General features: G+C 59.0%; 15 protein-coding genes. 13 read left to right on the forward strand and 2 right to left on the reverse strand.

Annotated elements, in window-relative coordinates:
* Nucleotides 1-61: 61 nt before the first annotated feature.
* From mpaM to ACFSKT_RS31490, 10 genes are all read left to right on the forward strand, one after another.
* Nucleotides 62-886 (forward strand): daptide-type RiPP biosynthesis methyltransferase, encoded by an 825-nt coding sequence (gene mpaM, locus ACFSKT_RS31445; RefSeq protein WP_377717063.1) that lies wholly within the window; start codon nucleotides 62-64, stop codon nucleotides 884-886.
* The gene (locus ACFSKT_RS31450; protein WP_377717065.1) at nucleotides 883-1470 is read left to right on the forward strand and encodes a TOMM precursor leader peptide-binding protein; all 588 of its coding nucleotides are present in this window, start codon (nucleotides 883-885) and stop codon (nucleotides 1468-1470) included. The genes mpaM and ACFSKT_RS31450 overlap by 4 nt, the downstream gene beginning before the upstream one ends.
* Complete coding sequence (locus ACFSKT_RS31455) at nucleotides 1467-2819, forward strand: YcaO-like family protein (RefSeq protein ID WP_377717066.1); 1353 nt, start codon at nucleotides 1467-1469, stop codon at nucleotides 2817-2819. Before ACFSKT_RS31450 ends, ACFSKT_RS31455 begins: the two co-directional genes overlap by 4 nt.
* Before the next feature lie 39 nt (nucleotides 2820-2858).
* The gene (locus tag ACFSKT_RS31460; protein WP_377717067.1) at nucleotides 2859-3593 is read left to right on the forward strand and encodes a nitroreductase family protein; all 735 of its coding nucleotides are present in this window, start codon (nucleotides 2859-2861) and stop codon (nucleotides 3591-3593) included.
* Nucleotides 3594-3596: 3 nt separating this feature from the next.
* Nucleotides 3597-3785 (forward strand): DUF4177 domain-containing protein, encoded by a 189-nt coding sequence (locus tag ACFSKT_RS31465; RefSeq protein WP_377717068.1) that lies wholly within the window; start codon nucleotides 3597-3599, stop codon nucleotides 3783-3785.
* A 19-nt stretch (nucleotides 3786-3804) separates the two neighbouring features.
* The gene (locus ACFSKT_RS31470; RefSeq protein WP_377717070.1) at nucleotides 3805-4218 is read left to right on the forward strand and encodes a GntR family transcriptional regulator; all 414 of its coding nucleotides are present in this window, start codon (nucleotides 3805-3807) and stop codon (nucleotides 4216-4218) included.
* Between the two features lie 174 nt (nucleotides 4219-4392).
* Nucleotides 4393-5310 (forward strand): polyprenyl synthetase family protein, encoded by a 918-nt coding sequence (locus tag ACFSKT_RS31475; protein ID WP_377717071.1) that lies wholly within the window; start codon nucleotides 4393-4395, stop codon nucleotides 5308-5310.
* Nucleotides 5311-5601: 291 nt separating this feature from the next.
* On the forward strand, nucleotides 5602-5775 hold the full coding sequence (gene comX / locus ACFSKT_RS31480) for a competence pheromone ComX (protein ID WP_377717072.1): 174 nt from the start codon (nucleotides 5602-5604) through the stop codon (nucleotides 5773-5775).
* Nucleotides 5776-5805: 30 nt separating this feature from the next.
* A complete protein-coding gene (locus tag ACFSKT_RS31485) occupies nucleotides 5806-8193 on the forward strand; it encodes a sensor histidine kinase (RefSeq protein ID WP_377717074.1) in 2388 nt (795 codons plus the stop codon).
* Nucleotides 8171-8830: a response regulator gene (locus tag ACFSKT_RS31490; RefSeq protein ID WP_377717075.1), complete on the forward strand. Its 660-nt coding sequence runs from the start codon at nucleotides 8171-8173 to the stop codon at nucleotides 8828-8830. Before ACFSKT_RS31485 ends, ACFSKT_RS31490 begins: the two co-directional genes overlap by 23 nt.
* Nucleotides 8831-8891: 61 nt before the next feature.
* Here ACFSKT_RS31490 and ACFSKT_RS31495 read toward each other — a convergent pair whose 3' ends face one another.
* The gene (locus ACFSKT_RS31495; protein ID WP_377717076.1) at nucleotides 8892-10097 is read right to left on the reverse strand and encodes a glycosyltransferase family 2 protein; all 1206 of its coding nucleotides are present in this window, start codon (nucleotides 10095-10097) and stop codon (nucleotides 8892-8894) included.
* 25 nt (nucleotides 10098-10122) lie between these two features.
* Complete coding sequence (locus ACFSKT_RS31500) at nucleotides 10123-10851, reverse strand: glycosyltransferase (protein ID WP_377717078.1); 729 nt, start codon at nucleotides 10849-10851, stop codon at nucleotides 10123-10125.
* Nucleotides 10852-11251: 400 nt separating this feature from the next.
* Between ACFSKT_RS31500 and dapD the strand changes: the two genes are divergently transcribed.
* The 3 genes from dapD to ACFSKT_RS31515 all read left to right on the forward strand — a co-directional run bounded on the left by dapD (nucleotide 11252) and on the right by ACFSKT_RS31515 (nucleotide 14317).
* Nucleotides 11252-11938 carry a 2,3,4,5-tetrahydropyridine-2,6-dicarboxylate N-acetyltransferase gene (gene dapD, locus ACFSKT_RS31505; RefSeq protein ID WP_377717079.1) on the forward strand — a complete coding sequence of 229 codons (687 nt, stop codon included), beginning with the start codon at nucleotides 11252-11254 and terminating at the stop codon, nucleotides 11936-11938.
* Between the two features lie 19 nt (nucleotides 11939-11957).
* Entirely contained in the window at nucleotides 11958-13085 is a 1128-nt protein-coding gene (locus ACFSKT_RS31510; protein ID WP_377717081.1) for an N-acetyldiaminopimelate deacetylase, read from the forward strand.
* 74 nt (nucleotides 13086-13159) lie between these two features.
* Nucleotides 13160-14317, forward strand: coding sequence for an aminotransferase class I/II-fold pyridoxal phosphate-dependent enzyme (locus tag ACFSKT_RS31515; protein ID WP_377717082.1), 1158 nt, complete (start codon nucleotides 13160-13162; stop codon nucleotides 14315-14317).
* The last annotated feature ends 264 nt before the right edge of the window (nucleotides 14318-14581 follow it).

A 14581-nucleotide genomic window follows, 5' to 3' on the forward strand; every position in this document is an offset into this window, starting at 1 on the left:
ACTACATATTTCATTATTACGATTTACAGGGCGTCTACCCGCCAAGAGGAGGATGAAGAGGATGTATTTTGGAATGTTCAAGGATTTGCGCGATTTGAATATGCCGAACAGCCACGATTTTGATCTGTACGAAGGGTATTATTCCGAGTTCTACGAAGCGGTGGCCGGCCGCACCGATTACGATATTCCGCTCCTCCTGGAGCAGGCGAAGCTGAAGGCCGAAGGCGGCAAGGTATTGGAGCTGGCATGCGGGTCCGGCCGGATTCTGATGCATTTGGCCAATCGCGGCTTCCATACGGTGGGGCTGGATCTGTCCGAAGATATGCTGAAGCTGTGCCGCAGGAAGCAGGAGCAGCTCCCTCCGCGCCTGCGCAGCCGGATCGAGACGATGCAGGGCGACATGACCCAATTCGAGCTCGACGAGAAATTCCCGCTCATTATTCTGTCGGCGACGAGCATCAGCCTGCTCCGCGAACGCGCGGACTTGGAGCGGATGCTGCGGACCGTGCACGAGCATCTCGAGGAAGGCGGGCGTTTCGTATTCGATTACGTCCTCTCGAACGAGCGGCACAACGAGGCGGTGCGCGGCGGACGCGTCAACGGCATTACGCTGAATCTGGGGCCGGATCACAAGCAGTTCGTGCTGATGGGCGAAGAGGAGAACCTGGCGGCGCAGAGCGCGGTCATGAACTTCTACGCGGAAGTGATCCAGCAGGGCGAGACGAAGCGCTTCTTCGGCTCGACCTTCAAGAAGTTCTTCCCGGAAGAGGAGATTCTCGCAGTCATTGAGGCTTCGCCGCTGCGCGTGGCCGAGACGCACACCTACAATCTGGAAGGAGAAGGCAACGTGCGCTGCCTCATTCTGGAGAAAGGCGTGGTGGCATGAGCGCATTCGTGACGATCTTAAGCGACGGCTTGAGCGGCGAGGCCGGACCGATCGAGGAAGCGTTGCGGGGAGTGGACATCGAGGTGAGACTCGCCGCCGCGCCGGAGGAGATCGACGAACAGTCGGATCTCGTGCTCGTCCTTCAGGCGGAGAAGCAGGGAAGCGCGTTCAATGCATACGCGCTGAAGAAGGGCATCACCTGGCTGCCGGTGCAATTCTCCCATACGGTCGGCCGGATCGGCCCGCTGATCATTCCGAAGGTAACGGCCTGCTTCGCCTGCATGGAGCTGCGCAGCGGGTCCAACGGGGTGCAGCCGCTGCTGCCCAAGGCGAACCGGTTCGCGGTCTCCTGGTCGCTCATTAGCGCTATCGCGGCGACGGAGACGATCAAATGGGTGTCCCGCCACACGAATAACTTCTCGCCATTGTCGCTCGGACACGTAATCGAATTCGATGCGTTCCATCTGCAGGGCGACGTCAATCCGGTCTATAAGCTGCCGACCTGCCCCTCTTGCGGCGTTCGCCATCAGGCTCATCTGGCCGCGCAGCCGTGGCGCGAGGCCGAGCTGGTGCACGACCTATGAGCCGCGCATTGGTACGCCGCACGAGCGGCGCGGCAGGCAGGGGGCTTACTTCGACGCTGCCGGATTCGTTGGCCAAGGCGATCAGCCCGCATGGCGGGATGGTCCGCGGTCTGATGAGCGTCAGCCCGGAGCCGGGCGACCCGGAGCTGTTCTTGAGCTTGGCCGCGCCGGCCAACCCGAAGCGCTTCGGCGAGGGGCAGCACGGGCTCATCGACTTCTTCGCCAGCGGCATGGGCATGACGCTTGCGGAGGCCAATCTATCGGCGGTCGCCGAAGCGGTGGAGCGCTATTGCGCGGCTTACGTCGTCCCGGACCGGACGCGGCTGGCGTCCTGGGAAGAGCTTGGCGAGGACGCGCTGCATCCGGACGAATTGCCGCTGTTCACGGCCGAGCAGCATAGCCGGTGGCAGTTCCCGTACCGGCCGTTCACCGAGCGCTCCCGGATCCGTTGGGTCCAAAGCCGATGCTTGACCACGGGCCGAGCCAAGTGGGTGCCGTGCGCGATCGCCTGGGATTCGTACCAGCCGTTGTCGGCGGATGAAGAAGCGATCTGCTTCGGGCTGATGACCGGCTCGGCGGCAGGCTCGACGCCCGAGCAGGCGATGATCGGCGGGCTGCTGGAGATCATCGAGCGCGACGCGTTCATGATGATGTGGTACAACTCGGTGTCGCTGCCTCGGATCGACATTCGCGATCATCCCGTCGCGGAGCCGTTCCGCGCGCTGCTGGACGAATCGCGCTTCGCGCTCGATATCGTCGATACGACCGGCGACACCGGCATTCCGTCCGCCTTCGGCCTGCTCCGGACGAGCGACGGCAAAGTGTCTGTCGGCGGCTCCGCCCGGCTGACGCTCGAGGACGCGGTGCGCAAGACGCTGATGGAAATTTCCCAGCTGTTCATCGGCAACAAAAGCCAAATTTACGCGAAGGCGATCCCGTCGCTGCTGCCGCATCAGGTGACCGACTATGGGCTCCGGCTCCCGTACTATGAGCAGCCGTTCGCCAGCGAGGAGCTGATGTTCGCGATAGCGTCCGACCAGGTTCGTCCGCTCGGCGGCGGCGAGTGCGCCGTGCCGGCAGCCGAATCCGAGCAGTTGGCGTATCTCGTCGATCGGCTGAAGAGCCGGGGCCTTGCGGCGCTGTGCGTGGATCTGACGACCGACGATGCGCGCGAGCTCGGCCTGCATGTCGTCAAGATGATCGTGCCGGGCACTATTCAGCTGCCGCGCAGCGAGGGCGAACGGCTGGTGACGAGCAGACGGATCTACGATACGCCGGTCGAGCTTGGCTGGCGCAGCCATCCCCTCGAGCCGCAGTCGCTGAATATTAGCCCGCATCCGTTCCCTTGATCCCTTACTCCCCACTACTTACGAGGATGTGATTTACGCATGCAGATGAAATTCGTCGATTGGCGGTCCGACCGCGAGGTCGAGGAGGAGCGGCTGGCGCTGACCTACCACGCCAACTCCAATCATTATCCGCAGCTGGACGTGCTGACCCGCACGCGCATGAAGATGCTCAATCGGCTGTTCGCGCAGATGAACGCGGAGGCCACGCCGGCCAAGCGCTACTTCGCGGCGGCAAGGCACGCGTCTTCCGCGTCGCTGATGGACCATCCGCTGGCCGCCTCGATGCTGGAGCGCTTGGAGCGCCTGCAGCGGGAGGCGCTGCCCTTCCTGGATTTTGACCGATTCCGGGAGGCGGGCGGCGCGAGGCTGGATGCGCCGGAGATGTACATCGTCTCTCGCAGTACCGACACGGGCCGATTCGAGCTGTTCTACTGCAATCCGTTCGAGTCGATCCTCGAGCGGGTCAAGGCGGTGGAGGACCGGCAGGTCACGGCCTTGTTCGATCCGGATTATGCCGCGCAGGCGGCCCGGGGAGCGGTCTTCGTGACGGCGAATATTAACCGCTCGCTCAAGCTGTTCGGCGAACGCGGCTACCGGCTGAGCTTGCTGGAGGGCGGCCGGCTGACGGAGCGGCTTGCCGCGGGCACGGCCGGCACCGAAGTCGCCCTGCAGCCTACGCTTGGCTTCTATGACGAGCCGGTCAACGAGCTGCTTGGCCTGGACGGATTCTACGATGTCGTGCTGTCTTGTCTAATTATTCGCGAGGAGGAATAGACCATGTACGAGTATAAATTCGTCAAAGTCGAACTGAAGGGGATCCTGCAAAGCAAACCGGAGGAGAACTACCACGACATCGTGCACGCGCATGCCAGAGAGGGCTGGAAGCTGTTCCAGATCTTCGCCCCCGGCACGCACGGCTTCGGCACCGTCACCTACTTCGAGCTGATCTTCGAGCGCGCCGTCTAAGCGGATGCGAGGCGGCGGAATGGGGAAGACGGCGGCGGCGCCGGAGCCGCTGCCGCTTACGGTGTCAAAGGTGTCAGAGCAGCCGATCTACGCCCAGATTCGCGAGCAGCTGCGCGGCCTCATCCTGAGCGGGCGACTGGCCCCCGGCACGCCGCTGCCTTCCTTGCGGGAGCTGACGGCCCAGCTGGCGTGCAGTCTGATTACGGTGCGCCGCGTGTACGTCGACCTGGAGCGGGAAGGGCTGCTGACGGTCCGGCCGGGCATCGGCACCTTCGTCTGCGATTTGCAGGAGGCCAAGGCGCGGGAGTGGGCGAGCGAGCAGGTGCGGCGCGCATTCCGCGAGGCGATCCGAGAGGGGTTGCGTTATCAATTGACCATTGAAGAGATGAGCGGCATGCTGCGCGAGTTACTCGCCTCGGAATGCGGCGCGTAAGCGGAAGTCCTTCCTGCGATCAAGATCGGGAGGGGCTTTTTTCTTGCGTCCATCTGCCAGTTTTAGGAGGAAACAGGATATCCATATGGAATAAGTTTACACAAGAGAATATATACGCAGGCCGGCATTCGAGCGCACCGATGACGCGTATCATTCCATTGGGGAGGTTGACGAATGGAAAGTCTAGTGCAGCCTATAGAGAGCGAGCTTAGAAGCTGCCTGAGCACGTATTTTGTCATGCCGCAGCTGCGCGAGCATGCGCAGGCCTGCGTCGAGGCGAAGCTGGGGGAGTCGCTGCTGTTCGGCAAAATGACAGTGCTTCACTATCGCATGTTCGCCGGAGAGGACGACCGAATTTACCGCGCGGCCGCGGCCGTGGAGCTGATGATTCTCAGCCTCGACATCATTGACGACCTGCAGGACCGGGATAACCAGGAGGTTCCTTGGAGCCGGTTCGCCCCCGAGATCGCGCTTAATATCGCCCTGGGCTTCTTGACCGTGTCCCAGAAGCTGCTGCTGACGAGCGGCTTCCCGCTGGAGCGTGTCCAGCAGGCCGTGCAGGTGTTGAATCGGCAGGTGCTGACCGCCATTCACGGGCAAACGACCGATCTGCTGAACGCGGTGGCCAGCGAAGAGGAGTATGTCGCGATGATCGCCCAGAAGTCGGCCGCGCTGCTCGTGTCGGCCTGCATGATCGGCACGCTGCTCGCTACCGGCGAATGGGTGGAGCAGGTACGCCATTATGCGGAGGAGCTCGGCATCGCGGCGCAAATCAAGAACGATATCCGCGACCTGCTGTGCTGGGACCGCAAGAACGATTTCCTGAACCGGAAGCGGACGCTGCCTACGCTGTACTTGCTGCAATCGCTGGCCGAGGAGGATCAGTGGGTCGCGCACTATTTCGAAGGCCGGCTGCCCGTCGAGGAGATCCTTCACCGCCGTGAAGAATGGGAGCGCGTGCTGGAGAAGACGGGGACGCTGCTCTACACTTCCGTGCGCATGCGGACGCATTATTACCGGTATCTCGAGCTTGTCGGTAAGCTGAACCTGGAGTCTGGCTGGAAGGAGCAAATGCTGGCTTTCGCGGAGTAGGCGGGCACATGAGCAAGCGGACGGGGCCGTCTTGAGCTTTCGTCAGGGCAAGGGGAAAAGCCAAGCGTTCTTTGCTCTAGGATCCTCGGTCGGTCATCGGCCGCTAAGACCGGGTTCGCCCGGCCGATGCTGTCGCCGCGGCCCGCCGCAACTTTCCGCAATACCACGCAACGCCCCCCCCGCAATCACGTTTGCGGGAAATACGGGACTGGTTTTCGTTTCCAGTAAATAGGTGTCTTGCTATAGTGGAATTAAGAGGAACGCCTCTTAAACACGAATCGGGGGGACGCAATGATGTTGAAGGAAATGATTCAAGCTATGGTGAAAGATCCAGGGTCGTTGCTGCGTATTCAGACTGGCCAGCTGCAGTTGGCAGGGCTTAGCGATACCGAACATCGGGCGCTCGTCGACGTGTTGAAGGGGGACGGGAAGGAAGGATTTGCAAGCTTGATTGCATGGAAGTAAGAGGATGAACAATGTGGAGGGCGAAGCATTTTGATAAGTAAGTTCAAGGCATCCTTGTTTACGCTGACTATTCTGCTGCTGACGGTCTACCTGGTCCTGAACATCGCGAATAACCGGGTGATCGGGGTAGGCCTTCAGCAGCTTCCCGATCAACAATACCGCGTGACAGAGGCCGACAAGGGGTTCTGGGGGGGCGACCATGTACAGGTCGGGGATACGGTCGTCTCGATCGACGGCCAACCGCCGGGCGAGTCGTTCTTCGTACGGCATTACAACCGGATAGAGCAGGCGGAAGAAATTCGCTTGATGCGCCCCCTCCCGGACGGTGGACAGGAAGCAATCACCCTGGCTGTGGAGGATGAGCTTCCGACGCGCGAGCTTGTTCTGCATCTGATCATACCGCTCTCCGCCATGCTCTTGTTCTCGGCGTTCTCGGTGTTCGTGCACCTTCGGAAAGGACCGGACAGGGCGGCCGGGTATCTGATCATGTTCTTCATGTCGATTGGTCTGGCTTATTTCAGCGCGTTTTCTTCCACCCGATTGGATCCGATCGGCCGAATGGTGCTTACCGTGTCGTTCCCGACCGTCCCGCTCTCGTTTCTTCTCTTTCTCAACACGTATTTGAAGCAGCTCATTCAGGAGCGTTTTATGCCGGACTGGATCGTGCGGGTCGGACTTGGTCTTGTTGTTGCCAATCTGACGCTGCAGATGCTTGAGTTCGTCATCGTGTTGAACGAAAGTTGGGAGTCTGTACCTGCATCCATTCTTCTGCTGACCTTTATTTTGGGCAACATCTATATCTTCTATAAATTGATCGAGAAGTATATTCGTCACCGGCACGATCATTTGAAATCCTTATTCAAATTTACGCTGATCGGCCACGTGGTCGGTTTCTTGCCGTTTCTGCTGCTATTCGCGATCCCAGACATGTTCGGTCTTGTAATCGTCCCGGCCGATGTGGCGGCCGTCTGTCTGATTGGCCTGCCTGCCGTCTACTTGTATATGTTCACGACCAAGCGGCTCTTCGACATCGATTTCCTGCTCAGCCGCATGCTGTACTATACCATGATTGCCTTCTTCCCGACGCTGCTGATTACCGGCCTGGCCGTCCTGATTATGAATCAGCACAACTACTCATGGGTGAAATGGGTGCAGATGTTTCTGGTCGTGTACCTTCTGATTACGATCTTTCTGTTCGGCAAGGAATATATGGATCAGCGCCTTCGTCCGAAATTCAATAGAGATTTATATAATTTCCAGGGCAGTCTGGACCGGTTCTCCTCGCGCATCTCGCGCGTCATGAAGCGAGCCGATCTGGAGCGGGTGCTGGAACAGGAGGTCCGATCCATCCTGCCGGTGCAGGAGCTCGCGTTCTTCGAAGTGCACGCCGATCGAGGCGGCGAGGCGGTTTCGGCGCAAGGCCATCCGCGCGAGGACGACTTCGCGGCGTCCCTGGCTTCGGAGCTGCTGGCCTCACCCCGCCGGTTGACGGTCGGGGCGGCCATCGACGTCACCCGCGGCTTGTGCGTCGTCATCGGCCATCGCCGGTCGACCTACCAGGTGCTGTGGATCGGGGAGAAATACAACCGAACCCAATTTAACCCGGATGAATTGGGCTGGCTGAAGACGTTGGCCAACTACAGCGCCATCGTCTACGAGAATTTGTACCTGATCGAGAATCTGATCGGGGATCTTGAATCGGAAATCCGCAAGCAGCAGGGGACGCCGACCTGGGTGCTGCGCCTGATCTTCCGGCTGTCCGAGAACGAGCGGCGCAAGCTGGCATCGGATCTGCACGACTCTGCCCTGCAGGATCAGCTGATCTGGTACCGCAAGCTGGAGGCCGTCATGCTCGATCACGACATGTCCGCCGATCTGAGCCGCGAGTTGTCCGATATCCGCGAGGGGCTGCTGGACGTCATTCATCAAATCCGGGAGACGTGCAATGAGCTTCGGCCGCCGCTGCTGAAGGAGATGGGCATCGCCGAGGCGCTCCGCAGTCTGTTCGAGCAGGCGCAGATCCGCAACAACTACGCCATCGACTTCGAGGAGAAGCCGCTGGCGGCGGAGCTGACCGACGAGCAGACGCTGACGATATTCCGGATCGTGCAGGAGCTGCTCGGCAATGCCGGCAAGCATGCCAAAGCCTCCCGCATTCGCATCGAACTGGAGCAGCGGGGCGATCTGCATTTGCGCTACAAGGATGACGGCGTCGGGTTGAACGTGGAGAAGCTGAACGATTCCTACCAGCATATGGGGCTGTCGGGGATTAAGGAGCGGGTTCGCAGCTTGGCGGGGACGATCACGTTCCGCTCCGAGGTGGGCGGCGGGCTGGAAGTGAATATTACGCTGCCGATGGAATCGGCCATCATGGATAGAGAAAGTGGGATGTTGGATGATTCGAATCTTGCTGGTTGACGACCACCCTTCCGTCGGGGAAGGCACCAAGAACATGATTGAACAAGACCCGGACATGCGCGTCACCGTCCTTCCTTCGGCGATGGATGCGCTGGAGCTGGTGAAGACGGAGAGCTTCGACGTCATGCTGTTCGACTTGAATATGCCGGTCATTAGCGGTTTGGAGCTGACCAAACGCATGATCAGCGCCAATCCGGATCATCGGATCCTCATCTATACGGGCTATGAGATCAGCCCGAATTTCAATCTGCTTATCGAGTCCGGCGTCTGCGGCTTCATCAGCAAGACCGTCTCCCGCGAGCAGCTGCATAACGCGATCCGCTGCGCGCTTCGGGACGAAGCGGTCATCCCGGTGCAGCTGCTGCGGCAGCTGCGGCGCCGGGACATCCGGCTCTCACAGGACCGTGAAGAGAAGGCGCTGGAGGAAGTGTCGATCAACGAGCGCGAGCAGGAGATCCTGCAAGAGGTGGCCAGCGGCAGCAGCAACAAGGATATCGCGAGCAAGCTGCTCATGAGCCAGCGGACGGTCGAGTACAACCTGACGCGAATCTTCGAGAAGCTGGGCGTGCGCTCCCGGTCGGAGGCGATCGTGGAGGCCAAGCGGCTCGGGTTGATTTCGTCGAGCGAGTTTATGTGAGGAATTGCGCAAGGGATAGGGACGCGAGAGACCCGGCCATGGGATGGCCGGGTCTTCTTCCTTACAACGACAACATCAGATTCAGCGCATAATTCAAATTCGGGTACTTCCCCGACTGCTCCAGCGCCTGCTTCTCTGCATAGAACAAGTGGCTCTCCGGACTCGGAACGGGAAATCCGCACTGCGCGATCAAGTTCGTCATCGGCAGGCCGTACCGGTGCAGGCGGCCGATGGCGGCCAGCATCGAGCGGAAGGTGCCGGTCAAATGCAGGAAGCGGTGCGGATGTTCGTGCGCGCCGATGGCATACGCATCGTTCAGCACGAGATTGATCTCGTAATAGGAGAGCCCGCGCGGCATATAGCCGAGCAAAATTCCCAGCATGCTAATGTTCGGATGCTTCTGTTGGAATAGGTAAAAATTATGCTTGCCCTCCTCCGTCGTCGAAGCTTCCCTCGGATGCTCCTGATGGTAAGTCGGGGAATGACTCAGATGCGCGAACTGATACCCGTTGATAAAGAGGCGGTAGCCCATTTCAATATCGTCGGCGCCCCAGCCCGGGTACTCTTCGAATAGCCCATGAACCCGAAAGGCTTCATGCGCCATGGAAAGACTGCCTGTTCCCGAGCTGATCCACGGCAGATGAAAGCCCTGAAACCGGTCGCCGTAACGGTCGATGATTTGTTCCTTCATAAACCGCGTGTACGGCGCCAAGCCGGCAGACATCCGTTTGAATTGTCCTTCCAGGATGCCCTTCCGATCGAACAGCGGAGGCGGATCCGGCAGATGTTTGGTCATGAGCCATCTGTGGTGGAGATCGGGGTGGCAGGTGAGCAGGGCCATCGCCTCTTGCTGCTGATCGGGCGAGAAGCGGGGATCCATCCGGGTGTATGCCTTCTGGATGGCATACAGCCCGCCGACGATCAACCGGCTTTGCGCGCGGTGCAGGTTCATGTGGGACGCGATAAAGTCCGGTTCCACCAATACCTCGGCATCCAGAAACAGGACAAATTCCCCGCGCGCCATCTGGACGCCGAAGTTCCGCGCCTGCGGACGGCCGATGTTGGCCGGCATGCGAAAATAACGCAGCTCGAAAGAAAATGCCTCTTGCTGGACCATCAAAGGCGTGGCGTCCGTGGACGCATCATCGACCAGAATGACTTCGAACCGGGCATGGTCGTACGTCTGCGCCTCAAGCGAATATAGCGTGAGCCGATTTAGCGGATACCGATTATGCGTCGGCATCACGATGCTGACATCGATAGGCATGTCGCACACCTCCATCGTCATGGGATTATCCGCCGAGCTGTCGGATATAGCCTGCCAATTGCGGCCATCTTCGCTGCCGGGTGAATTCCGCTTCGTGTTGGATGGCCTCGTGATGCCGCATGGAACCCATCCCGCCGTGAATCCGGTATTGGATTAACGGCTCGTCGACATAATGGAACTTGATTCCGCTTGCGGCGATGCGGAACCACAGGTCGTAATCATGGGTGTACGGCAGCGTCTCGTCGAACAAGCCCGATTCGAGCATCATCTGCCGGTTGGCCACGACCGTGCAGCCGTTAATCGGACAGTATTGGGCGAAGGCGCGGTAAAAGGAGAGCTCATCCGGATATTTGGGCGTGACGCGATGGTGCGTCAGCATGCCGTTGCCATCGATGGCGTCGTAGTCGCTGTACGAAATGAGCTTCCGCATGGCGATCATGTCGGCGATCTGCCGCTCGAGCTTATGCGGATAGAACAAGTCGTCCGAGCTGAGCCAAGCCACGTACTCGCCCGACGCCACCCGAATGCCCGCATTGAGCGCGCTGGCGGTCCCGCCGTTCGGCTTTTCGAACAGATACACGTTCGGGTTGTTGGCTAAGTAGGGAATGAGCAGCTCATTGTACTGGTAGGAGCCGTCGCTGACGATGACGATTTCTTTGTTTGGGTAGGTCTGATCCAGGGCGCTCTGAATGGCGATCGGGACATAAGGGTCGCAGTAGAACGGGATGATGATGGAGACAAGGGGAGTGGTCAAGGCGTATCCTCCTCGCTATGGGTGGTGGGAAGCTGTCTAATCCGTTGCTACTAGTCTATGAAAATAGGGATGGGAGGGTGATAGGGAGATGCCCGCCACCAAACCGGGGAGCATCCCATTTGTTGATGCGAATGACTCGAAGGCATCTCGATTGGTGCCGAGGGGATTATAGGACGCATTCCAATCATATTCCTATCTCCGCTGGGAAATAATATAAGCGCCCTTCGCGCCCAAATTCCGTCAATTCAGCCAGAATGGCGCGGGAAGTCGACACATTGGCGTATCGCCATAGGCGATATGTGCAAACAATTATCGGGAAAATGAATGGAATTCCGATTTTCGGGATTGGTAGAATGACAGAGAATGGACAACGAATATCCGATGTGAAGGAGCATGAACGATGAGCCAAGATTTAATCGATATCATCAAGAATAGCCCGAAGAAAACGACGGTCAAAGCCTACATTAAAGGCGCCGTAACCGTGAACGATCCGGACGTGAAAGTATTCAAGTTCGAAGAGAACGCGATCGTCATCGGCCAATGGAGCGCGGTGCAAGAGATCATCAACCAAAGCACGGTCGAATACTACGAGCTCGAGTACGACAGAACGAACTCGACAGTGCCGCTCTTGAACTTCCTCGGTCAGAAAGTCCGCATCGAGCCGGGCTCCGTCATTCGCGACCGCGTCACGCTCGAAGATAACGCGATCATCATGATGGGCGCCACGATCAACATCGGCGCGCACATCGGCGAAGGCACGATGATCGACATGAACGCGGTCGTCGGCGGACGCGCACAGATCGGCAAGCAGTGCCATATCGGCGCAGGCGCGGTTGTGGCTGGCGTCATCGAGCCGCCTTCGGCAACGCCGGTTATTATCGAAGATAACGTGCTCGTGGGCGCGAACGCGGTCATCCTCGAAGGCATCCGCGTGGGCAAAGGTTCCGTCGTCGCAGCAGGCGCCGTCGTGACGGAAGACGTACCTCCAGGCGTAGTCGTAGGCGGCATGCCGGCGCGCATCATCAAGGAAGTCGAAGAGAAAACGAAGAGCAAAACGGAAATCGTCAAAGATCTCCGCAATCTGTAAGCATTAGGGGGAACCGCGGTTGGCTAACCATCAAACCTTTATCGATATTCGCCGAGACCTGCATCTGATTCCGGAAGCAGGCTATCAGGAATTCAAGACGCAGGCGTACCTGCTCGACTATATCCGGTCGCTCGGCGCCGAGGACTTGTCGGTGAAGCTGTGGAAGACCGGCATTATCGTCCGAATCCCGGGTCTCAATCCGGCCAAAACGATCGGGTATCGCGCGGATATCGATGGTTTGCCAATCCCGGAGGAGACGGGGCTTGCGTTCAAGTCGACGCACGAAGGCATGATGCACGCGTGCGGGCACGATTTTCATATGGCGATCGGTCTCGGCGTGCTGACGCATTTCGCGCGCAACCGGATGAACGACAACCTCGTCTTCATTTTCCAGCCGGCAGAGGAGGGCCCCGGCGGGGCGCTCCCGCTCCTGGAGAGCGGCGAGCTGGACGAGTACAAGCTCGACTATATCTTCGCTTTACATATTGCGCCGGATTATAAGGTCGGACAGATCGCGATCAAAGAAGGCACCCTGTTCGCCAATACGAGCGAGCTGTTCATCGACATCATGGGCAAGAGCGGCCATGCCGCATTCCCGCACTTATCGAACGATACGCTGGTGGCGATGAGCCACTTTATGCTGCAGCTGCAGTCGATCATTTCCCGCAACGTCAATCCGATCAAGCCGGCGGTGCTGACGATCGGCAAGATCGACGGCGGGTTCAAACAGAACGTCATCGCGGACCGCGTACGGTTGGAAGGTACGATCCGCACGCTGGACGCCGAGACGATGACCCTCATCAAAGGGCGCATCGAATCGCTGCTCCAAGGGCTCGAGGTGAGCTTCAATTGCACGAGCGCGATCGACTACGGCGCCAACTACATGCAAGTCTATAATAATCCCGAGGTCACGAGAGGCTTCATGGACTGGGCGAAAGAGCAGCCGGGCATTCAACTGATCGAATGCGAGGCGTCCATGACCGGCGAAGACTTCGGCTATTTGCTCCAGCGCATCCCGGGCTTCATGTTCTGGCTCGGCGTGGATTCGGAGCACGGCCTGCACCATGCGAAGCTGAACCCGGACGAAGGGGCGATTCCGGTCGCCATCGACACGCTGGTGCAATATTTAAGCATGCTGGGGCGTTAATACCGGCAGGCACTAACTACGCATACAAGCATCAGGCTTCATATACAAAGCAAGCGGCAAAGGAAGGGTTCTGGATGGCACTTCATATTAATGAGCGCGTGACGCGCATCGAGATGTCCGGCATTCGGAAACTCGCGAACATGGCCTCCCAATACAGCGACGTCATCTCGTTGACGCTGGGACAGCCCGATATCCCGCCGGCCAAGCATATCGGCGAAGCCGTGGCGGAGGCGGTGGCGAACAACCGCACGTCGTATACGGAGAATCAGGGCATCATGGCGCTGCGCCAAGGGGCAAGCGCGTTCGTCGCGGACAAGTATGAGTTGACCTACAGCCCGCAGGACGAAGTGATCGTCACCGCAGGGGCGAGCCAGGCGCTGTTCGTCGCGTTGACGACGCTGCTGGAGGCCGGGGACGAGGTCATCGTGCCGTCGCCGACCTATCCGGCTTATTTGGAAATCATTCAACTGTGCGGGGCGGTGCCGGTTCTGGTGGATACGACCGCAACGGATTTCAAGGTGACGCCCGAGCAGCTGCGCACCCATATCACGCCGAAGACGAAGTGCTTCATCCTCTCCTACCCGTCGAATCCGACGGGCACGGTCCTGTCCAAGGACGAGGTGGATGCGCTCGCCGATGTGCTGAAGGATCAGGAGCTGTACGTCATCTCCGACGAGATCTACAGCGAGCTGATCTATGATGGCATCCGTCACGAGTCGATCGCCAATCGGCCGGGAATGCGGGAGAAGACGGTCGTCATTAACGGCCTGTCCAAATCCCATTCGATGACCGGTTACCGGATCGGTTTCATTTTCGGAGCCCGGGAGCTCATGCGCGAAATGTTGAAGGTGCACCAATATAACGTGAGCTGTGCAAGCTCGATTAGCCAATACGCGGCGTTGTCCGCCGTCACGACCGGCAAAGACGACGCTCGCCATATGCGCGAAGCGTACCAGCTCCGACGGAATTTCGTCCATCGGCGCCTGAACGAGATGGGACTGACCGCGAAGCTGCCGGGCGGGGCATTCTACATCTTCCCGTACATCGGCAGTTATGCGAATAACGCGATGGATTTTTGCGCCAAGCTGCTCCACGAGCAGCAGGTAGCCGCCGTGCCAGGCTCCGCGTTCTCCACCTACGGGGAAGGGTATATTCGGATCTCGTATTCGACCACGATGGAGAAGCTGGAGACCGCCATGGACAAAATCGAGACGTTTATTCGCACCTTGTAGTGGATCCATTTTGTAATACGAGAGCCGCTTGAATACGGTCAAGTCGCGATAATCAAACCGTTCTCTCCAGATGCTTGGGCATTTGGTGGAGGACGGTTTTTTGTGTCGGGCGCGGATGGGCCGCGAATCGGAAGAGGCGGCCTAACATTTCCATAGTTCGGCCAAGCTCGTATGCAGGATTAAAGGAACTTCATGTCGAATAAGGCATGCTTGGTAATTGGGCGGATGAAGGCGCGCTTCGGGCGGGCTGCTCCCAAGCCACTA

Source organism: Paenibacillus xanthanilyticus (assembly GCF_042682185.1).
GTDB classification, from domain to species: Bacteria; Bacillota; Bacilli; order Paenibacillales; family Paenibacillaceae; genus Paenibacillus_Z; species Paenibacillus_Z xanthanilyticus.